The organism is Arthrobacter sp. KUASC02 (genome assembly GCF_059739395.1).
In genome coordinates this window covers 1,487,286-1,508,703 of the sequence record NZ_AP046053.1, presented here as the reverse complement: position 1 = coordinate 1,508,703, position 21,418 = coordinate 1,487,286, and the positions used below count along the sequence as shown (strand labels likewise).

General features: G+C 62.7%; 14 protein-coding genes. 1 reads left to right on the top strand and 13 read right to left on the bottom strand.

Annotated elements, in window-relative coordinates; all coding sequences use genetic code 11:
* From rplB to rpsJ, 5 genes are read right to left on the bottom strand one after another with little or no spacing between them, the layout of a single operon-like run.
* Positions 1 to 840, bottom strand: coding sequence for a 50S ribosomal protein L2 (gene rplB / locus AC6JAC_RS06885; protein ID WP_028269580.1), 840 nt, complete (start codon positions 838 to 840; stop codon positions 1 to 3).
* A gap of 29 nt (positions 841 to 869) precedes the next feature.
* Positions 870 to 1,175, bottom strand: a complete 306-nt coding sequence (rplW, locus tag AC6JAC_RS06880) for a 50S ribosomal protein L23 (protein WP_018773664.1) — start codon at positions 1,173 to 1,175, stop codon at positions 870 to 872.
* Complete coding sequence (gene rplD / locus AC6JAC_RS06875) at positions 1,172 to 1,789, bottom strand: 50S ribosomal protein L4 (RefSeq protein WP_028269581.1); 618 nt, start codon at positions 1,787 to 1,789, stop codon at positions 1,172 to 1,174. Before rplD ends, rplW begins: the two co-directional genes overlap by 4 nt.
* 4 nt (positions 1,790 to 1,793) lie before the next feature.
* The gene (rplC, locus tag AC6JAC_RS06870) at positions 1,794 to 2,444 is read right to left on the bottom strand and encodes a 50S ribosomal protein L3 (RefSeq protein WP_011692809.1); all 651 of its coding nucleotides are present in this window, start codon (positions 2,442 to 2,444) and stop codon (positions 1,794 to 1,796) included.
* A 17-nt stretch (positions 2,445 to 2,461) separates the two neighbouring features.
* Positions 2,462 to 2,770, bottom strand: a complete 309-nt coding sequence (gene rpsJ, locus AC6JAC_RS06865; RefSeq protein WP_003803825.1) for a 30S ribosomal protein S10 — start codon at positions 2,768 to 2,770, stop codon at positions 2,462 to 2,464.
* A gap of 412 nt (positions 2,771 to 3,182) precedes the next feature.
* Between rpsJ and AC6JAC_RS06860 the strand changes: the two genes are divergently transcribed.
* Complete coding sequence (locus AC6JAC_RS06860; RefSeq protein ID WP_028269582.1) at positions 3,183 to 4,610, top strand: GH1 family beta-glucosidase; 1,428 nt, start codon at positions 3,183 to 3,185, stop codon at positions 4,608 to 4,610.
* 8 nt (positions 4,611 to 4,618) lie between these two features.
* Here AC6JAC_RS06860 and AC6JAC_RS06855 read toward each other — a convergent pair whose 3' ends face one another.
* From AC6JAC_RS06855 to rpoB, 8 genes are all read right to left on the bottom strand, one after another.
* Positions 4,619 to 4,744 (bottom strand): hypothetical protein, encoded by a 126-nt coding sequence (locus AC6JAC_RS06855; RefSeq protein ID WP_268760402.1) that lies wholly within the window; start codon positions 4,742 to 4,744, stop codon positions 4,619 to 4,621.
* A 41-nt stretch (positions 4,745 to 4,785) separates the two neighbouring features.
* Positions 4,786 to 8,877 (bottom strand): hypothetical protein, encoded by a 4,092-nt coding sequence (locus AC6JAC_RS06850; RefSeq protein ID WP_497964052.1) that lies wholly within the window; start codon positions 8,875 to 8,877, stop codon positions 4,786 to 4,788.
* Positions 8,878 to 9,059: 182 nt separating this feature from the next.
* Complete coding sequence (gene tuf / locus AC6JAC_RS06845) at positions 9,060 to 10,250, bottom strand: elongation factor Tu (RefSeq protein WP_028269583.1); 1,191 nt, start codon at positions 10,248 to 10,250, stop codon at positions 9,060 to 9,062.
* Positions 10,251 to 10,481: 231 nt separating this feature from the next.
* Positions 10,482 to 12,596: an elongation factor G gene (gene fusA, locus AC6JAC_RS06840; protein WP_028269584.1), complete on the bottom strand. Its 2,115-nt coding sequence runs from the start codon at positions 12,594 to 12,596 to the stop codon at positions 10,482 to 10,484.
* 69 nt (positions 12,597 to 12,665) lie between these two features.
* Positions 12,666 to 13,136 carry a 30S ribosomal protein S7 gene (gene rpsG / locus AC6JAC_RS06835; RefSeq protein WP_026531948.1) on the bottom strand — a complete coding sequence of 157 codons (471 nt, stop codon included), beginning with the start codon at positions 13,134 to 13,136 and terminating at the stop codon, positions 12,666 to 12,668.
* Between the two features lies 1 nt (position 13,137).
* Positions 13,138 to 13,512 (bottom strand): 30S ribosomal protein S12, encoded by a 375-nt coding sequence (gene rpsL, locus AC6JAC_RS06830; RefSeq protein ID WP_009358312.1) that lies wholly within the window; start codon positions 13,510 to 13,512, stop codon positions 13,138 to 13,140.
* A gap of 381 nt (positions 13,513 to 13,893) precedes the next feature.
* A complete protein-coding gene (locus AC6JAC_RS06825; protein WP_011692815.1) occupies positions 13,894 to 17,793 on the bottom strand; it encodes a DNA-directed RNA polymerase subunit beta' in 3,900 nt (1,299 codons plus the stop codon).
* A gap of 109 nt (positions 17,794 to 17,902) precedes the next feature.
* Positions 17,903 to 21,418, bottom strand: a complete 3,516-nt coding sequence (gene rpoB / locus AC6JAC_RS06820) for a DNA-directed RNA polymerase subunit beta (RefSeq protein WP_028269585.1) — start codon at positions 21,416 to 21,418, stop codon at positions 17,903 to 17,905.

Here is a 21,418-nt window from a genome sequence, read left to right as displayed (position 1 = left end):
CTATCGCTTGTTCTTGCCAGTACGACGGCGACGAACAATAAGCTTGTCGCTCTCTTTGTTGGGACGGCGGGTGCGGCCTTCGCGCTTACCGTTCGGGTTGACGGGGTGACGTCCACCGGACGTCTTACCCTCGCCACCACCATGCGGGTGGTCAACCGGGTTCATCGCGACACCACGGACGGTCGGGCGAACGCCCTTCCAGCGCATGCGGCCGGCCTTGCCCCAGTTGATGTTCGACTGCTCGGCGTTGCCGACCTCGCCGATCGTTGCGCGGCAGCGCACGTCAACGTTGCGGATTTCGCCGGAAGGCAGACGCAGCTGGGCGAAGCGGCCTTCCTTTGCAACGAGCTGGATCGATGCGCCGGCGGAGCGGCCCATCTTGGCGCCGCCACCCGGACGCAGTTCAACTGCGTGGATTACGGTACCGACCGGGATGTTGAGCAGCGGCAGGTTGTTGCCGGGCTTGATGTCAGCACTGGCACCTGCTTCAACTACGTCACCCTGGGACAGCTTGTTCGGGGCGATGATGTAACGCTTGGTGCCATCAACGTAGTGCAGGAGGGCGATGCGAGCCGTGCGGTTCGGATCGTACTCGATTTCGGCAACGCGGGCGTTGACGCCGTCTTTGTCGTGGCGACGGAAGTCGATCAGACGGTACTGGCGCTTGTGGCCACCACCCTTGTGACGGGTCGTGATCTTACCGGTGTTGTTACGGCCACCCTTTTTCGGGAGGGGACGTACCAACGACTTTTCCGGCGTCGACCGCGTGATTTCAGTGAAGTCCGCTACGCTCGAGCCGCGACGGCCCGGGGTAGTCGGCTTATATTTACGGATTCCCATAATTTATTTCCTCGTTAAAGTGGTCTCCGCTACGAGAGCGGACCGCCGAAGATGTCGATTGTGCCTTCTTTGAGGCTCACAATTGCACGCTTGGTGTTCTTGCGGGTACCCCAGCCGAATTTGGTGCGCTTGCGCTTACCGGCACGGTTGATGGTGTTGATCGATTCGACCTTGACGGAGAAAATCTTCTCCACGGCCAGCTTGATCTCGGTCTTGTTCGAGCGGGGGTCCACCAGGAAGGTGTACTTTCCCTCATCGATCAGGCCGTAGCTCTTTTCCGATACGACGGGTGCAAGCACGACGTCGCGCGGGTCCTTGATGGTGGCTGCACTCACTTGGCATCCTCCTCGTTCTTTGCCTTGGCGGCAACGAATGCCTCGTAGGCAGCCTTGGTGAAGACTACGTCGTCAGAGACGAGCACGTCGTAGGTGTTCAGCTGGTCTGCGTACAGAACGTGAACATCTGCGAGGTTGCGCACGGACAGTGCAGCAACATCGTTGGCGCGCTCGATGACAACGAGCAGGTTCTTGCGCTCGGACACGCCGCGCAGCGTTGCCAGTGCGGCGCTGGAGGACGGCTTGGTGCCGGTTACCAGTTCAGCGACAACGTGGATGCGGCCGTTACGGGCGCGGTCAGACAATGCGCCGCGCAGTGCAGCAGCAATCATCTTCTTGGGGGTCCGCTGGCTGTAGTCACGCGGGGTCGGGCCGTGGACAACGCCACCACCGGTCATGTGAGGAGCACGGATTGAACCCTGACGGGCGCGGCCGGTGCCCTTCTGCTTGAACGGCTTACGGCCTGCACCGGAAACTTCAGCGCGGGTCTTGGTCTTGTGGGTACCCTGGCGAGCAGCAGCGAGCTGTGCAACGACGACCTGGTGCAGCAGCGGCACGTTGGTCTGTACGTCGAAGATCTCTGCAGGCAGGTCAACCTTGACAGTGCTAGTCATTGAACTAGGCTCCCTTCACGGCGGTGCGTACGAGGACGACCTGGCCGCGGGCACCGGGAACGGCGCCCTTGATGAGGAGCAGCGACTTCTCGACGTCAACTGCGTGAACCGTGAGGTTCAGCGTGGTGTGACGAACGGCGCCCATACGGCCGGCCATTTTCATGCCCTTGAAGACGCGGCTCGGGGTGGATGCGCCACCGATTGAACCGGGCTTACGGTGGTTCTTGTGTGCACCGTGGGAAGCTCCAACGCCGTGGAAGCCGTGACGCTTCATAACACCGGCGAAGCCCTTACCCTTGGTGGTGCCAACGACGTCGATCTTCTGTCCGGCTTCGAAGACCTCAACAGAGAGCTCCTGGCCCAGCTCGTACTCAGCAGCATCTGCGGTACGAAGTTCGACAACGTGGCGGCGAGGCGTGACGCCTGCCTTTTCAAAGTGACCAGCCAGCGGCTTGGTGACCTTGCGGGGATCGATCTGGCCGTAGCCGATCTGAACGGCGACGTAGCCATCAACGTCTGCGTTACGCAGCTGGGTGATGACGTTTGAGTCAGCCTGGACAACAGTGACGGGGATGAGCTTGTTGTTCTCGTCCCAGACCTGGGTCATGCCGAGCTTCGTGCCCAGCAGGCCCTTTACGTTACGGGTTGCGGTCATAGTCTCTCAGCACCTCCCTACAGCTTGATTTCGATGTTCACGTCGGCGGGCAGGTCGAGACGCATAAGCGAGTCAACAGCCTTCGGCGTGGGGTCGATGATGTCGATCAGACGCTTGTGCGTGCGCATTTCAAAGTGCTCGCGGCTGTCCTTGTACTTGTGCGGAGAGCGGATAACGCAGTACACGTTCTTCTCCGTCGGCAGGGGCACGGGGCCAACTACCGTTGCGCCTGCGCGCGTGACCGTCTCAACGATCTTCCGTGCTGAAACGTCAATGACCTCGTGGTCATATGACTTCAGCCGGATGCGGATTTTTTGTCCCGCCATGTCGCCTGACTCTCTTTCAGTCTGTGCTTCCCCTGTTTGGGGCTGCCCTGTTTACTTACGCGTTGTGTGGCTGCCGAAGCATTTGAAGTCTTAACTACCACCCGCCGCACAAGCTGAATCCGGAAGAATCCGGGTTCCTCAACCTGCCGGCGTAACCGACCCCCGCGGTCGGGCGTGTCGCGCTGTGCACGCGTACTCGTCCGCAGTTCCGTGGGGAGTGAGTTATGTTTGGGCTCCTACTTGGACCCTGACACCCGGCATTATCCGGATCGGGACGCGAAGGAGCGCTTGAACAACTCATCTAGTATGCCGGATTTTGCGGGCAGAAGCGAATCACGCCATCCAGGGCAGCGTGCGGCCGCCGGCTTCCCGGGTCATTGCCTTCAGCAACGGTCGAATGGATGATAGGGGCATGACTGTGCAGAACTCTGCGGCGTTGCAGAGCCTGGCCGAGCGGCTGGACCCGGATTTCATCCTGGGTGTGGCCGCCGCCGCGTTCCAAATCGAAGGATCCCTCAAGGCGGACGGCCGCGGACCCTCCGGCTGGGACGCCTTCGCCGAGAAACCGGGCAGCATCATGGACGGCCATTCCCCTGCTGTCGCCTGCGACCACTACAACCGCTCCGGCGAAGACGTTGCCCTGATGCGCGACCTGGGCGTTGACTCGTACCGTTTCTCCATTTCCTGGCCCCGAATCCAGCCGGACGGCCGCGGCCCCTTCAACAGCCAGGGCCTGGACTTCTATGACCGGCTGATCGATCAACTGCTTGACGCCGGCATCTCACCGATGGCCACGCTGTACCACTGGGACACTCCCCTGCCGCTCGAGCACAGTGGCGGCTGGCTGAACCGCACAACCGCGGAACGCTTCGCCGAATACAGTGCCGTGGCCGGTGAACGCTACGGGGATCGCGTGGCGCAATGGGTCACGCTGAACGAACCGGTGTCGGTGACGCTCAACGGTTACGCCCTGGGTGTGCATGCTCCCGGCCATGACCTGCTCTTTGATGCGCTGCCGGCGGTGCACCACCAGTTGCTGGGCCACGGACTTGCCGTGCAGGCCCTGCGCGCAGCCGGTGTGGTCGGTACTGTCGGGGTGACCAACCTGCACTCCCCCGTGCGCCCTGCTTCAGGCAAACTCACCGACAGGCTTTTGGCCAAGGTTTTCGACCTGATGCTGAACCGGGTGTATGCGGACCCCATCCTGCTCGGCAAGTATCCGAAGCCGCCGCTGCTCGCCAGGCCATGGTTCCGGATCCTGTCCGGGGCCAAGGATGCCGACCTCCGGAACATCCACCAACCCATCGACTTCTACGGCCTCAACTACTACTACCCGGTCAAGGTCGCCACGGGGCGGGGGCCGGCCGACAGCCCTGCCGGCACGGCCGAAGCCATGGCCCGGGTGCCCTTCCATTTGGCGGCGTTCCCCGAGTATGACCTGACCGGCTTCGGCTGGCCCGTGGCCCCTGACCACATCGGGGTGCTGCTGCGCGAGATGAAGGACCGGTACGGCGACGCACTGCCGCCGCTGTACATCACCGAGAGCGGCGCAAGTTTCCCGGAACCGGAACACGTGTCCGGTCCCATTCCGGACACCAACCGGATCGACTACCTGGCGGGCCACCTGAACCATGCACTGGCCGCCACGTCACCCGGCGGCCTCGCCGAGGACGTAAAACTTCTGGGCTACTACGTGTGGACCCTGCTGGACAACTTTGAGTGGGCCGCCGGCTACTCGCAGCGCTTCGGGCTGGTCCACGTGGACTTTGACACGCTGGAGCGGACGCCGAAGGAATCCTTCTACTGGTTCCAGGCTCTCAGCAGGGCACGAAAGGCCTGATTTAGGGCCTACTTGTTCTTGTTGGCCCGGTTGATGCGCTTTGCCCGCTCGATTTCCTGGCGGAAGTGCTTCTTCGCCCAAAACACGCCGGCAACGACTGCCGCGGCGACCAGAAGGAAGATTAACCATTCCATGATGCTGTCCTTTCGTTGTCAGCAACCCTACCAAGGCTTTGCTAGGAAATTTCCTGCCGCCGGTCGGGAGCCGGCGGCCCTTCCGGCAGCGGCGATTCATGGGCAGGCTCCACGGGCTCGGCCCGTGCCAGCTTCCACAGTGCGAAGGCGATCAGTCCGACGGCGATCAGCGCCAGGAGAACGAAGGTGTAGGACCGAAGGGCCCACACCAGGCACAGGGACACTCCGGCCGCACCCCACCAGACGAACATCCGCTCCGCCATGAGCAGCCCGGACAACAGCAGTGCAGCGTGCAAGGCCAAAACCCACAGTTGCTGACTCCCCGACCCGCTCCACAGTATGCCCAGACCGCTGAGCCCAAGCAGCGTGGCGCCGGAAGCCAACAGGGTGCGTCCCGCCGTCCTGGATCCGGCTGCGAAGCGAAGCGCCGCCAATCCTGCGGCCAGTCCGACGTACCACTGCACGGCCCAGAACGGGGCCTGCAGGTGGCCATCCGTGACGAGCACTGCACGCTGCACTGCAACGGTCACCACGAATGCGCCGATTTCAGAGGCCACTCTCCGCATCCCGTCCGGAACTTCCCGCACGATCGCAGCCACGGTCACGGCAACCAGCAGGGCCGCCATGAGAGAGGTCGCATCGCTCTTGAAGCCGGCTAGGGCAGCCGCTGCCAGCCCAAGCGCCCCGGCGCTGACCAATGCCCGCCGCCGCACTCCATCTTGTTTCCTGAACGCGAAGCTGGCCCCGTAGAGGACCAGCGCTGCCGGCCCGCAACCCGCAAGCCACGGGAGATAAGCCGCCCACACCCCCTGCACGCCGGGGAACAGGGTGCCGGCAATCAACGTGGCGCCTGCCAGCACAAGCGCCGCGGCCGGCAGGTAGAGGAGCGGTGCGCGTTCCGTGTGCGAGGACGTGAATCCGGTAACGGCCAAAACCAGGAGGGCAGCGCCGATAATCCATTCCGCCGCCGGACCGGCGGTCAGCAGAGCCGTTGTGACAGGAACGGCCGCCCCTGCCAGCCAGAACCAGCGGGCCACCGGATCTGCGCCTTGCCGCTCGGCGCGCCGCAATCGTCGGCCGATCTCCCAGGCGCTGAATGCCAGTGACGCCGCGAGCAGCGTCAGGGGGACTCCGTCCCAGCTCAGCAGCGGAGCCTCCAGGAGGGTTCCGGCCCCGAACTTCAGCGCCGGTCCCGCCGCCACGACGCCGAACACGCCCCCGTAAACACCAAGGTAGAGGGCGCCGCGTGCGCCGAACAGCCGGTGGGCCGCGACCGCACTCAGAAGCAACAACACCAGCTCGGCGAGGACAACGCCCCGCCCGCCCTCGGCATCCTGGATGGCGGACACCCCGGCGCCTTGGAGTATGTAGGCCACGGGAAGCAGTGCCTGCGCCCCCAGGGTCAACCACACGGCCGCTTCCTGGAAGGGAACCTGCTCCAGCCGGTGCCGCATGACCCAACGGACCACGTGCTGGAAGGCAAGGACGCCAGCGAAACTCAGTGATACGGCCGTGCCGGAGGCGGTGACGTCGTACGTGAAGACAATCGCTAGCGCCGCCGTGAGAATGCGGGCGAAGGCAAAGTATGCCCCCTTCGCCTGCCTCGGTTCCGCTGCGGCAACCATGACCGCGCTGTAAACAGCGAAGATCCCCAGCACAAGCTCGACGTCGGCCCAACGGCCGCCGCTGCAGACGAGCAGGACTGCCAGCACAGACGGCGCGAAGGCCGCCGCGGCAGGCAGTTCCCGGAACACATAACCGGACGCAGCAGCGCTGAGTGCCATAACGGCCAAGGCCAGGGTTTGTTGCCAGTCCCCCGTGTTTCCGGCAGCCGCCCCGGGCTGCAGGATCCGGGCCAGGGCAAGGATGACGGTCTGCAACACGAGGACCAGTGCGACGTCGGCAACCACCGCATCGGGGGCGCGACGGCGCGTTGCGGCGACAAGCGGGAACACGAGCTGGGCCGCCAGTGCGGCGATCAGGACGCTTGCCAGTGAGATGTCCTCGCCAGCGAACACCACCGGTCCGGATGACTGCTGAAGCTCGCGGTATGCCATCGCCACGAGGAGGGTTGCCGCTGCCCTGGCCATCCACCAGTAGGCCCAGCGCCGGTCAATGCCGGCAGACCTCATCCCTGAGGCTGCCAAGTAGAGGAAAAGGGGGAACAGGAGGCCGGTGGCCAGGCCTGATGAGACGCCGGCGTTGGCCGTCAGGAAGGCTGTTGCCGACACTGCCAGGGGCAGCCACTCGGCTACCGTTGGCTGCCAGGGAACGTCCGTGGCGGACACCGGAAGCAGTAGGACGCCCACGGCCAGTGAAACCAGTGTCTGGACCACCAGGGCAATGGTCGAAAACAGATTCCCTGCCGTGGCGTCCGTGATGGCCAAAGCGATCAGGCACAAGGCACCGGCAGCAGTGAAACCTACCAGGGTTGGGACGGGTACCAGAGCCGCTGCACCCGCCCGCTCGGCCGCGGCGGATGCCAGCTGCTGGACCACCAGGGCGAGCGACAGGCAGAAGAAGGCCGCAGCGGGCGCGTCGCGGCTCCCGTCCATCAGTGCGGTGGTCAGCACAGGAACGGCCAGGGTCCCGGCTATCCGTGCGGCAAGGATGAAGTGCGGGAGCAGCGGTGAATGGGAAGCAACCGAGCGCACAGCCCAGAAAAGTGTTGCTGCGGCGAGCAGGTTGAAGACCAGCCAGGGGCCCAGCTGCACCCCGGCCGCCATGCCCGTTGCCAGTGCTGCCGGCGGTGCCCATTCGGCGGCTCCCCCGGCTTTCACTGCGATGTACATCCCAGCGGCGGCGCCGGTCACGACTACCCAGAGCAGCAGGTCCTCCAGGTTGCCGGGAACCTGAACGAGCATGGCGAACGCCAGGACCAGTTGGGACCCGAGTGTGATGAACGAGTCCGCGTTCCAGTGCTGCTTGCCTCCCCGGGCCGGGGACCAGCGCTGCAGAGGCACCGAGGCCGCGGCAACGGCCACGGACTGCACAGCCAGAAGGGACGCAGCGGTGAACAGTCCCCAGGCGGCAGCACCTGTGAGATGCCAGGCCCACGCGGACGCCGCAACGGTCATGGCCAGTCGCGCACCGTGCATCTTCAATAGCCGGTGGCTGGCGCCGCGCACCAATGCGGCTGTGGCGAAGTACGCTCCACAGAGTGCCATGATCAGGGCGAAGTCGCTGCGCTCCAGACCCAACGGCAGAACCACAGTTGCCAAGGCCACGGCAGGAACCAGGAATGGGTCGAGGATGATGATCGGACGCAGGAACAAGGGTGCCATCCACCCGGGCTTGACCAGCGTCACCACTGTGAACGCCACCGCTAAACCGATCACGGCCGCGAAGTACCACACCAGCGGAGCGCCGAGTACGGACACCCCGGACCACGCCGTCGAGGCTACGAAGGTGAACGACAGGTACACCAGCACCCGGCTTTCGAGCCGGATGGCGGCAACCACATATGCCAGCGTTCCAGCCAGCGACGTCAGGAGCCATGCCAGGCCGGCATCCTGCACGCCAAAGTTGTACATCGCCAGGCCAGCGACGGGCACCAGCGCCAGCCCGGTGCCGGCGAAGGCAACGGCGGCAGGCCGAAGCCTCGGCGCTTTGGCATGAAGCGCTAGCCCAACACCGTAGAAGAGAGCCGTGATCAGGCAAACGCCAGCAAAACGCAGGGCGGCCGGCAGGCTGGTGCCCACAAAGAGTGCCCCCGCCGCCACCAGCAACAGGCTGGCGACATACAGCGTGGTGTTGATGTTCTGCCGTTCACGTTTGTCCTTTCTGGCCAGGCGTTCCGCGGGCGACTCCATCAAGGGAAGCTCCTCGGCAGCCGGCTCCGCAGCAGCGGGGCGCGCGGCCACCGTCACATGATGGACCGCTTCGAGGGGCTGTTGCACTGCCAGCCCGTCAAGGCTTGCCGCACTTTCGGGCGAAGTCGGGGACCCGGTGCCGGCCGCATGCCGGGCTGACACCGCGGCAACGCCTTCATGCCAGCCTTGGACATGCCCGGCCCTAAAGCCGCTGCCGTAGGCATCATGGTTCGCAGCCTTAAGTTGACGGATGGACCGGCGGGACGAGATGAGAAGGACGGCGGCAATGATGACCAGTGGCGTCATGAGGGCAGACCACATCGAGTTATTCCTTTCGGTGTCATCGCCACCAACGGAATATCTCCGACGGAGCACTCCATGGTTTATCCAGCGATTGGAATAACTCTAGCAAAAAACAGCCCCGCTGCGATATGCACGCAGCGGGGCTGTTGATAAGTCTCAGACGGCCGTCAGGCCTTCCGATCCCTGATCATCCAGTATTACTACTTGATGATCTTGGTGACGCGTCCCGAACCAACGGTGCGGCCGCCTTCGCGGATAGCGAAGCCGAGGCCCTCTTCCATAGCGATGGGCTGGATGAGCGCAACGGTCATCTCAGTGTTGTCGCCAGGCATAACCATTTCCGTGCCTTCCGGCAGGGTGATAACGCCGGTTACGTCCGTGGTGCGGAAGTAGAACTGCGGGCGGTAGTTGGAGTAGAACGGGTTGTGACGTCCGCCTTCGTCCTTGGAGAGGATGTAGACGTTAGCCTCGAAGTCGGTGTGCGGGGTGATTGAACCCGGCTTGACGACAACCTGGCCACGCTCTACGTCATCACGCTTCAGACCGCGGAGCAGCAGGCCACAGTTCTCGCCGGCCCATGCTTCGTCGAGCTGCTTGTGGAACATCTCGATACCGGTAACCGTGGTCTTCTGGACCGGACGGATGCCGACGATCTCGACCTCAGAGTTGATCGCGAGGGTTCCACGCTCGGCGCGGCCCGTTACAACGGTGCCACGGCCGGTGATCGTGAAGACGTCTTCGATCGGCATCAGGAAGGGCTTGTCGCGGTCGCGGATGGGGTCCGGAACGGACTCGTCCACAGCAGCCATCAGGTCCTCAACGGACTTGACCCACTCGGGGTCGCCTTCCAGGGCCTTCAGGCCGGAAACGCGAACGACCGGAGCTTCGTCGCCGTCGAAGCCCTGCGAGCTCAGGAGCTCACGAACTTCCATTTCGACGAGGTCGAGGAGCTCTTCGTCATCGACCATGTCAGCCTTGTTCAGTGCCACCAGCAGGTAGGGAACACCAACCTGGCGGGCGAGCAGAACGTGCTCGCGGGTCTGAGCCATCGGGCCGTCAGTGGCGGCAACCACGAGGATTGCACCGTCCATCTGAGCCGCACCGGTGATCATGTTCTTGATGTAGTCAGCGTGACCCGGAGCGTCTACGTGTGCGTAGTGGCGCTTCTCGGTCTGGTACTCAACGTGGGAGATGTTGATGGTAATGCCGCGCTGACGCTCTTCGGGAGCAGAGTCAATCGACGCGAAGTCACGCTTCTCGTTGAGAGTCGGGTACTTGTCGTACAGCACCTTGGAAATGGCGGCCGTCAACGTCGTCTTACCGTGGTCAACGTGACCAATGGTACCGATGTTAACGTGCGGCTTAGTCCGCTCGAACTTTGCCTTTGCCACAGGTTCCTCCTAGAACGTTTTCAAATGACTTACCCTCCGGTCGCGCTTGTCGCGGCCGAAACTTCAGTAAGTCTACTTGGGGGGCTTTGGATTGGTGAAATTGCAGATTCAGGAACTAATACTAGTCCCTCGAGCCTGTTCGTGCAGATGGCCGGAAACCGACCATCTGCACAGGGCTAGTTTCCAAATTTGGAAACGCACCCGAGTTTGTCGCTTTGAAAGTCCGGTGGACTACTCGCCGCGGGTCTTCTGAATGATCTCGTCGGCGACAGCCTTCGGGACCTCGGCGTAGCTGTTGAACGTCATGGAGTACACAGCGCGGCCCTGGGTCTTCGAGCGCAGGTCACCGATGTAGCCGAACATGCCGGACAGCGGGACGTGCGCGCGGATGACCTTGACGCCCTGGGCATCTTCCATGGACTGCATCTGGCCACGGCGGGAGTTGAGGTCACCGATAACTTCACCCATGTATTCCTCAGGGGTGCGGACCTCGACATCCATCAGCGGTTCGAGCAGGACAGGGTTCGCCTTGCGTGCAGCTTCCTTGAAAGCCATACGGCCGGCGATCTTGAACGCCATTTCCGAGGAGTCAACATCGTGGTACGCGCCGTCAATCAGCGTGGCCTTGATGCCGACAACCGGGTAACCGGCCAGGACGCCGTCGTTCAGTGCATCCTGGATACCGGCGTCAACAGACGGGATGTATTCGCGCGGAACGCGGCCACCGGTGACCTTGTTCTCGAACTCGTACATCTCGCCTTCGGACGTGTCCAGCGGCTCGATCGCGATCTGGATCTTTGCGAACTGGCCCGAACCACCGGTCTGCTTCTTGTGCGTGTAGTCGTGACGCTCTACAGCACGCTTGATGGTTTCGCGGTAAGCAACCTGCGGCTTGCCAACGTTTGCCTCGACCTTGAATTCGCGGCGCATGCGGTCCACCAGGATGTCCAGGTGGAGCTCGCCCATGCCGGCGATGATGGTCTGACCGGTGTCTTCGTTGAGGGAGACCTGGAAGGTCGGGTCCTCAGCGGAGAGCTTCTGGATGGCCGTGGAGAGCTTCTCCTGGTCACCCTTGGTGTTCGGCTCGATGGCAACCGAGATCACGGGCTCCGGGAAGCTCATGGACTCGAGGACGATCTGGTTGGCGGAATCGCACAGGGTGTCACCCGTGGTGGTGTCCTTCAGACCGATGGCTGCGTAGATGTGGCCGGCGGTAGCGCCCTCAACGGGCATTTCCTTGTTGGCGTGCATCTGGAACAGCTTGCCGATGCGCTCCTTCTTGCCCTTGGTGGAGTTAACCACCTGGGCGCCTGCTTCCACGTGACCGGAGTACACGCGGATGAAGGTGAGCTGACCGAAGAACGGGTGCGCGGCGATCTTGAATGCCAGTGCGGAGAACGGCTCTTCAGAGGACGGCTTGCGAGTGAGTTCCTTCTCTTCGTCGCGAGGATCGTGACCGATCATCGGGGGGACGTCGAGCGGGTTCGGCAGGTAGTCAACGACGGCATCCAGCATCGGCTGAACGCCACGGTTCTTGAATGCGGAACCGCAGAAGACCGGGTAGATCTCCGAGTTGATCGTCATCTTGCGGATGCCGGCCTTGAGCTCGTCGATGGAGATCTCTTCGCCCTCAAGGTATTTCTCCATGAGTTCTTCGGAGGCCTCTGCAACAGTCTCAACGAGCGTTGCGCGGTACTCTTCGGCCTTTTCCTTGAGGTCAGCCGGGATCTCGCGGATCTCGTACTTGGCACCCATGGTGACGTCACCCTTGGCATCGCCGGGCCACACCAGTGCGCGCATGTAGAGCAGGTCGACGACGCCGATGAAGTCATTCTCGGAACCGATCGGCAGCTGCATGACGAGCGGCTTGGCACCGAGGCGGCTGATGATGGTGTCTACGGTGAAGTAGAAGTCAGCGCCCAGCTTGTCCATCTTGTTGACGAAGCAGATACGCGGGACGTTGTACTTGTCAGCCTGGCGCCAGACAGTCTCGGACTGCGGCTCCACGCCTTCCTTGCCGTCGAACACGGCGACTGCACCGTCGAGGACGCGCAGGGAGCGCTCAACCTCAACCGTGAAGTCCACGTGGCCGGGGGTGTCGATGATGTTGATCTGGTTGTTTTCCCAGAAGCAGGTCACGGCGGCAGACGTGATGGTGATGCCGCGTTCCTTTTCCTGTTCCATCCAGTCGGTGGTCGAAGCGCCGTCGTGCGTTTCGCCGATCTTGTGGTTCACACCTGTGTAGAACAGAATGCGCTCGGTGGTGGTGGTCTTGCCGGCATCAATGTGGGCCATGATGCCGATATTGCGGACCTTACTAAGGTCGGTAAGCACGTCCTGTGCCACGGTGTCTCCCTTTCGGATGGACTGCACGTTCGCCGCCGGCTCGAGTGAGCCGGCGGCGTCCGGGAAGTATTACCAGCGGTAGTGTGCGAAGGCCTTGTTGGACTCGGCCATCTTGTGGGTGTCTTCGCGACGCTTCACAGCGGCACCGAGACCGTTCGAGGCATCCAGGATTTCGTTCTGGAGACGCTCGGTCATCGTCTTTTCGCGGCGGGCCTTGGAGTAGCCGACCAGCCAGCGAAGGGCGAGTGCCGTGGAGCGGCCCGGCTTGACCTCAACCGGAACCTGGTAGGTTGCGCCACCGACGCGGCGTGAGCGGACCTCGAGGGAAGGCTTGACGTTGTCCATGGCCTTCTTGAGTGCTGCTACGGGGTCGCCGCCGGACTTGGCGCGGGCGCCTTCGAGGGCACCGTAAACGATGCGCTCAGCGGTGGACTTCTTGCCGTCTACCAGCACCTTGTTGATCAGCTGGGTGACCAGCGGGGAGCCGTAAACGGGATCTAGTACTAGCGGCCGCTTGGGGGCCGGACCCTTGCGAGGCATATTACTTCTTCTCCATCTTTGCGCCGTAGCGGCTGCGTGCCTGCTTACGGTTCTTCACACCCTGGGTATCGAGGGCGCCACGGACGATCTTGTAACGGACACCCGGGAGGTCCTTCACACGACCGCCACGGACGAGCACAATGGAGTGCTCCTGGAGGTTGTGGCCTACACCGGGGATGTAAGCGGTAACCTCAACGCCACCGTTAAGGCGCACACGTGCAACCTTACGCAGAGCCGAGTTCGGCTTCTTCGGGGTGGTGGTGTAGACGCGGGTGCAAACACCGCGGCGCATCGGGCTGCCCTTAAGCGCGGGAGCCTTGGTCTTTGAGACCTTAGGCGTGCGGCCCTTACGGACCAACTGGTTAATCGTAGGCACTCTCGTGTTCTCCGTTTTATCCGGAGCGGCCGCTGACAGCCGCTCTCCTTTTGCTTTGCCCCGCCGCCCGAGCTTTGAAGAATCTCCAGAGCAGCTGAGGCGAAGCCTTAATAGTCGGATCGCAGACCGGGACCCGGACTTGCGTCCTGATCGGTCCCTAGGCATGCAAAAATGTGGCATACGTTGCACAAGAACCCTGCAAACCGGAAACGTCGCTCTGGCTAGCCTTTCAGCTCAGCCGGCGCACTCATCCACTGCCACAATAACAATTGGTATCCAGTCTAACATGGACGGCCGCCAAGCCTTAATCGGCGGGTTAAACAGGGATGGTCCCCCACCTTGCGGTGCGGGACCATCCCTTGATCAGGCTATGACTGCGGTCTAGCGGAAGTCGCTGCCGAGGTCGTAATCATCCAGCGGGATGGCGTGGAACTCAGGAGCTCCGTCGCCGCCAAGCGTGTCGTAGGAGAAGTCGCTGAAAGCGCTGGGACCCGTGAACAGGTTTGCCTTTGCTTCTTCAGTCGGCTCCACCGTGACCTCCGTGTAGCGCGGGAGACCCGTGCCGGCGGGGATGAGCTTACCGATGATGACGTTCTCCTTGAGGCCGAGCAGCGGGTCGCTCTTGCCTTCCATGGCCGCCTGCGTCAGGACGCGGGTGGTCTCCTGGAAGGAAGCTGCCGACAGCCAGGACTCGGTGGCCAGGGATGCCTTGGTGATACCCATGAGCTCAGGACGTCCGGAAGCCGGAGTCTTGCCCTCGGACACCACGCGGCGGTTGGCGTCTTCGAAGCGGCTGCGCTCGGCCAGCTCACCGGGGAGCAGGTCGGATTCACCCGATTCGATGACCGTGACGCGGCGCAGCATCTGGCGGACGATAACCTCGACGTGCTTGTCGTGGATGCCGATGCCCTGGCTGCGGTACACGCCCTGGACTTCGTCCACCAGGAACTTCTGTGCAGCACGGGGGCCCATGATGCGCAGAACCTGCTTGGGGTCGACCGGGCCGTTGATGAGCTTCTGGCCCACCGCGACGTGCTGCCCGTCTTCAATCAGGAGGCGTGAGCGGCGAAGGACCGGGTAAGCGATCTCTTCACTGCCGTCGTCCGGAGTGATGACCAGGCGCATCTGGCGCTCGGACTCTTCGATGGCGATGCGGCCGGCTGCTTCTGCAATCGGTGCGACACCCTTCGGAGTACGGGCTTCGAAAAGCTCCTGGATACGGGGCAGACCCTGGGTGATGTCGTCGCCACCGCTGGCGGAAACAGCACCACCGGTGTGGAACGTACGCATGGTCAGCTGGGTACCGGGCTCACCGATGGACTGTGCGGCAATGATGCCCACTGCCTCACCGATGTCCACGGTCTTGCCGGTGGCCAGCGAACGGCCGTAGCACAGGGCGCAGGTGCCGACGCTGGACTCACAGGTGAGTACAGAGCGGACCTTGACCTCGGTGATACCGGCTGCGAACAGTTCGGCAATGACGACGTCGCCGCAGTCGGTGCCGCCGGCAGCCAGGACCTTGCCCTTGGAGTCAACGACATCCACGGCCAGGGTACGGGCGTACGCGCTGTTCTCAACGTTCTCGTCCAGCACCAGCTCACCGTTGGCATCAGCCACGGCGATCGGGGTGACGAGGCCGCGTTCGGTGCCGCAGTCCTCTTCACGGACGATGACGTCCTGCGAGACGTCCACCAGACGACGGGTCAGGTAACCCGAGTTGGCGGTACGCAGCGCGGTGTCAGCCAGACCCTTACGGGCACCGTGCGTGGCGATGAAGTATTCCAGCACCGACAGGCCCTCGCGGTAGGAGGACTTGATCGGACGCGGGATGATCTCACCCTTAGGGTTGGCCACCAGGCCACGGATACCCGCGATCTGACGGACCTGCATCCAGTTACCACGTGCACCGGAGGAAACCATGCGGTTAATCGTGTTCATGGGCGACAGGTTGTCACGCATGACCTGGGCGATTTCGTTGGTTGCCTTGTTCCAGATCTCGATCAGTTCCTGGCGACGCTCGTCGTCGTCGATCAGGCCCTTGTCGTACTGTCCCTGGATCTTGGCAGCGCGCTCTTCGTAACCGGCAAGGATGACCGGCTTCTCGGCCGGAACCTCGATGTCGGAGATGGCGACGGTGACGCCTGAGCGGGTGGCCCAGTAGAAACCGGCGTCCTTCAGGTTGTCCAGCGTTGCCGCGGTAACAACCTTCGGGTAGCGCTCGGCGAGGTCGTTGACGATGCGGGACAGTTCGCCCTTGTCGGCAACAGCCTCAACCCACGGGTAGTCCTCGGGCAGGGTCTGGTTGAAGATGACCTGGCCCAGGGAGGTCTGGACGAGCGCGGTCTGACCCGGCTCCCAGCCTTCCGGAGCTTCCCAGCCGGCGTAAGGAACAAAGCCCTCAAGACGGATCTTGACCTGGGAGTTCAGGTGCAGCTCGTGCAGGTCGAACGCCATGATGGCTTCCGAAACCGAGGAGAAGATGCGGCCTTCGCCAGCTGAACCGACACGCTTGGTGGTCAGGTGGTAGAGGCCGATGATCATATCCTGCGAAGGAAGGGTCACCGGGCGGCCGTCGGACGGCTTCAGGATGTTGTTGGAGGACAGCATCAGGATGCGTGCTTCAGCCTGGGCCTCGGGGCTCAGCGGCAGGTGCACTGCCATCTGGTCGCCGTCGAAGTCAGCGTTGAAGGCGCCACAAACCAGCGGGTGGAGCTGGATTGCCTTGCCTTCCACAAGCTGCGGTTCGAAGGCCTGGATGCCGAGGCGGTGCAGGGTAGGTGCACGGTTGAGCAGCACCGGGTGTTCGGTGATGATCTCTTCCAGCACGTCCCAGACCTGCGGACGGTAACGCTCGACCATGCGCTTTGCCGACTTGATGTTCTGGGCGTGGTTGAGGTCAACCAGGCGCTTCATCACGAACGGCTTGAAGAGCTCCAGGGCCATCTGCTTGGGCAGACCACACTGGTGCAGCTTCAGCTGCGGGCCGACGACGATGACCGAACGGCCGGAGTAGTCAACGCGCTTGCCGAGCAGGTTCTGGCGGAAACGACCCTGCTTGCCCTTGAGCATGTCGCTCAGGGACTTCAGCGGACGGTTGCCCGGACCCGTTACCGGACGGCCACGACGGCCGTTGTCGAAGAGGCTGTCAACAGCTTCCTGAAGCATGCGCTTCTCGTTGTTGACGATGATCTCCGGAGCACCGAGGTCAAGCAGGCGCTTGAGGCGGTTGTTGCGGTTGATCACACGGCGGTAGAGGTCGTTGAGGTCGGAGGTCGCGAAGCGGCCACCGTCCAGCTGGACCATCGGGCGCAGTTCCGGCGGGATCACCGGGACGGCGTCCAGCACCATGCCGAGCGGGCTGTTGTTGGTGGTCAGGAACGCGTTGACCACCTTCAGGCGCTTCAGTGCACGGGTCTTGCGCTGGCCCTTGCCGTTGGCAATGATGTCGCGCAGCAGGTCCGACTCGGCCTGCATGTCGAAGTTCTCAAGACGCTTCTTGATGGCTTCGGCACCCATGGAGCCTTCGAAGTACATGCCGTAGCGGTCACGCAGTTCGCGGTAGAGGCCTTCATCACCTTCGAGGTCTGCGACCTTCAGGTTCTTGAAACGGTCCCAGACCTGCTCAAGGCGCTCGATGTCGGCGTCGGCACGCTTACGCACGTTGGCCATCTGACGGTCCGCGGAGTCGCGGGCCTTCTTCTTGTCGGCAGCCTTGGCGCCTTCACCTTCGAGACGGGCAAGCTCGTTCTCAAGGTCGCGGGCGATCGTGGCGATGTCCGAGTCGCGGTTGTCGACCAGCTGCTTCTTCTCGATATCGTGCTCAACCTGGAGGTTGGGCAGTTCTTCGTGGCGGCTGTCGGTATCGACGCTCGTGATCATGTAGGCAGCGAAGTAGATGACCTTTTCGAGGTCCTTCGGTGCAAGGTCAAGGAGGTAGCCCAGGCGGGACGGAACACCCTTAAAGTACCAGATGTGCGTGACCGGTGCGGCCAGTTCGATGTGGCCCATGCGCTCACGGCGGACCTTGGCGCGGGTGACTTCAACGCCACACCGCTCGCAGATGATGCCCTTGAAGCGCACGCGCTTGTACTTGCCGCAGTAGCATTCCCAGTCGCGGGACGGGCCGAAGATCTTCTCGCAGAAGAGGCCGTCCTTCTCGGGCTTGAGCGTGCGGTAGTTGATGGTTTCCGGCTTCTTAACCTCGCCGTAAGACCAGCCACGGATGTCTTCCGCGGTGGCGAGGCCGATCTGCATGAGGCCGAAGGAGGATTCGCTGGACATATGGTCCCTGTTCTCTCTTGTTCTCTAAATTCTGAAGTCTTGGGTTACGGGAAGAGGGAGCCCCGGAGCAAGGCAGCGCGGCGTGCCGGCTGCCCTGCTCCGGAGGACTCTAGACCTCTTCTACGGAACTGGGCTCTGCACGAGACAGATCGATGCCCAGTTCTTCCGCAGCCGTGAAGACTGCGTCATCAGAGTCACGCATTTCAATTGTGGTTCCGTCCGTGGAAAGCACTTCCACGTTCAGGCACAGCGACTGCATTTCCTTGATCAAGACCTTGAAGGACTCAGGAACGCCCGGCTCAGGGATGTTCTCGCCCTTGACGATGGCTTCGTAGACCTTCACACGACCGTGGATATCATCCGACTTGATCGTGAGGAGTTCCTGGAGCGTGTACGCGGCGCCGTAAGCTTCGAGCGCCCACACTTCCATTTCACCGAAGCGCTGGCCACCGAACTGTGCCTTACCACCCAGCGGCTGCTGCGTGATCATGGAGTACGGGCCGGTGGAGCGCGCGTGGATCTTGTCGTCCACCAGGTGGTGGAGCTTCAGGATGTACATGTAGCCGACCGAGATCGGATCCGGGAACGGCTCGCCGGAGCGGCCGTCAAACAGGCGGGTCTTGCCCGAGGAGTTGATCAGGCGGTCGCCGTCGCGGGTCACGTTGGTGGAGTCGAGCAGGCCCGTGATTTCTTCTTCACGCGCACCGTCGAAGACCGGCGTTGCAACAGTGGTCGAACCACTCTCGCGCGGCAGGTTCGGCAGCTGCTTGACCCACTCGGGCTCGCCTTCGATCTTCCAACCGGTCTTGGCAACCCAGCCGAGGTGCGTTTCGAGCACCTGGCCGACGTTCATACGGCCCGGAACACCCAGCGGGTTCAGGACGATATCAACGGGGGTACCGTCGGCAAGGAAGGGCATGTCCTCGATCGGAAGGATCTTGGAGATAACACCCTTGTTGCCGTGACGGCCGGCGAGCTTGTCGCCGTCGGTGATCTTGCGCTTGGCGGCCACGTAGACGCGGACCAGCTGGTTGACGCCCGGGGGCAGCTCGTCGTCGTTGTCGCGGTCGAAGACGCGGACGCCGATGACGGTGCCGGACTCGCCGTGCGGAACCTTCAGGGACGTGTCGCGGACTTCGCGGGACTTCTCGCCGAAGATGGCGCGCAGCAGGCGCTCTTCCGGGGTCAGTTCGGTTTCACCCTTCGGGGTGACCTTTCCGACCAGGATGTCGCCGGCTTCAACCTCGGCACCGATGTGGATGATGCCGCGCTCGTCCAGGCCTGCAAGGACTTCCTCGGACACGTTGGGGATGTCACGGGTGATTTCCTCGGCACCAAGCTTGGTGTCGCGGGCATCGATCTCGTGCTCCTCGATGTGGATGGAGGAAAGGACGTCCTCGGCAACGATGCGCTGCGAGAGGATGATGGCGTCCTCGAAGTTGTGGCCTTCCCATGACATGAATGCCACGAGCAGGTTCTTACCGAGGGCGAGTTCACCCTGGTCCGTTGCCGGGCCGTCAGCGATGATGCCGCCGACCTCCAGGCGCTGGCCTTCGCTCACCAGGACACGGTGGTTATAGCAGTTGCCCTGGTTGGAACGGGCGAACTTGTTGATGCGGTAGTTGGTTTCCGTGCCGTCGTCGTTGAGCATGATGACGAGTTCAGCGGACACCTCGGTGACCACACCGGCCTTCTTCGCGATGACAACGTCACCGGCGTCGACGGCGGCGGCACGCTCCATGCCGGTACCGACGAACGGCGCCTCGGAACGGACCAGCGGCACAGCCTGGCGCTGCATGTTGGCACCCATGAGTGCGCGGTTAGCATCGTCATGCTCGAGGAACGGGATCAGGGCCGTAGCCACGGACACCATCTGGCGCGGGGAAACGTCCATGAACTCGACCTCGGCGGCGGGAACCAGCACGGGCTCGCCTCCACCACCACGGGCGCGGACCAGGACGGTCTCCTCGGCGAACTTCTTGTTCTCGTCCAGCGGAGCGTTGGCCTGTGCAATCAGGACCTCTGCTTCGTCGTCGGCCGTCAGGTACTGGACCTCATCGGAAACGACACCTTCGGACACGAGGCGGTAAGGCGTCTCGATGAAGCCGAACGGGTTGATGCGGCCGTAGGAAGCCAGCGAACCGATCAGACCAATGTTCGGGCCTTCAGGGGTTTCGATGGGGCACATACGTCCGTAGTGGGACGGGTGAACGTCTCGGACTTCCATGCCTGCACGGTCACGGGACAGACCACCCGGGCCAAGCGCGGACAGACGGCGCTTGTGGGTCAGACCCGACAGCGGGTTGTTCTGGTCCATGAACTGGGACAGCTGGGAAGTTCCGAAGAACTCCTTGATGGCTGCCACAACGGGGCGGATGTTGATCAGTGTCTGCGGCGTGATGGCCTCGACGTCCTGCGTGGTCATACGCTCGCGGACGACGCGCTCCATACGGGACAGGCCGGTGCGGACCTGGTTCTCGATGAGCTCGCCGACGGCGCGGATGCGGCGGTTGCCGAAGTGGTCGATGTCATCGATCTCGACGCGCAGTTCGTGGTCCTGGCCGTCGCGCTTGCCCGTGAGGGTCTTCTCTCCGGCGTGCAGGGCAACCAGGAACTTGATCATTGCAACGATGTCTTCAACGTGCAGGACCGAAGCTTCCTTGTCGCCAAGGGAGCGGTCGATGCCAAGCTTGCGATTGATCTTGTAACGGCCGACCTTGGCCAGATCGTAGCGCTTGGAGTTGAAGTACAGGTTGTCCAGCAGGGACTGGGCAGCCTCGACGGTGGGCGGCTCGCCCGGTCGCAGCTTCCGGTAGATGTCCAGCAAAGCGTCTTCGCGGGTTTCGGTGGCGTCCTTCTCCAGCGTTGCGCGCATGGAGTCGTACTGGCCGAACTCTTCGAGGATCTGGCCTTCGGTCCAGCCGAGGGCCTTCAGCAGCACCGTGACGGACTGCTTGCGCTTGCGGTCAAGGCGAACGCCGACCTGGTCGCGCTTGTCGATCTCGAGCTCGAACCAGGCACCGCGGGACGGGATGATCTTCGCAGTGAAGATGTCCTTGTCGCTGGTCTTGTCAGCGGTGCGCTCGAAGTAGGCGCCCGGGGAACGGACCAGCTGGGAGACAACGACACGCTCGGTGCCGTTGACGACGAAGGTGCCCTTCTCGGTCATCAGCGGGAAGTCACCCATGAACACGGTCTGCTGCTTGATTTCGCCCGTGTTGTTGTTCATGAATTCGGCTTTAACGTACAGCGGAGCCGAGTACGTAGCGTCCCGGTCCTTGCACTCGGCCATGGTGTATTTGGGATCAGCGAACTCCGGGTCGGAGAAGCTCAGGGACATGGTGCCCTGGAAATCCTCGATCGGGGAGATCTCTTCAAAGATGTCAGACAGACCGGAGCTAGTGGCGACGCTGAGGTCGCCTTCTTCGACAGCCTTCGCAACGCGTGCCTGCCAGCGTTCGTTTCCGACCAGCCAGTCAAAGCTGTCCGTTTGCAGGGCAAGCAGATTCGGAACGTCAAGAGGTTCGTGAATCTTTGCGAATGAGAGCCGGCGAGTGGCACCATCGGTGCTGTCGGCATTGATAGCGGTAGCGTTGTTTACATTAGAGGTGCTCGAGGCGACCAA

Coding starts and splice junctions, on each gene's coding strand:
- rplB (WP_028269580.1), bottom strand. CDS start 840: ATGGGAATCCGTAAATATAAGCCGACTACCCCGGGCCGTCGCGGCTCG.
- rplC (WP_011692809.1), bottom strand. CDS start 2,444: ATGACCGCAACCCGTAACGTAAAGGGCCTGCTGGGCACGAAGCTCGGC.
- AC6JAC_RS06850 (WP_497964052.1), bottom strand. CDS start 8,877: ATGTGGTCTGCCCTCATGACGCCACTGGTCATCATTGCCGCCGTCCTT.
- rplD (WP_028269581.1), bottom strand. CDS start 1,789: ATGACTAGCACTGTCAAGGTTGACCTGCCTGCAGAGATCTTCGACGTA.
- rpsG (WP_026531948.1), bottom strand. CDS start 13,136: ATGCCTCGCAAGGGTCCGGCCCCCAAGCGGCCGCTAGTACTAGATCCC.
- rpsJ (WP_003803825.1), bottom strand. CDS start 2,770: ATGGCGGGACAAAAAATCCGCATCCGGCTGAAGTCATATGACCACGAG.
- AC6JAC_RS06825 (WP_011692815.1), bottom strand. CDS start 17,793: ATGTCCAGCGAATCCTCCTTCGGCCTCATGCAGATCGGCCTCGCCACC.
- AC6JAC_RS06855 (WP_268760402.1), bottom strand. CDS start 4,744: ATGGAATGGTTAATCTTCCTTCTGGTCGCCGCGGCAGTCGTTGCCGGC.
- AC6JAC_RS06860 (WP_028269582.1), top strand. CDS start 3,183: ATGACTGTGCAGAACTCTGCGGCGTTGCAGAGCCTGGCCGAGCGGCTG.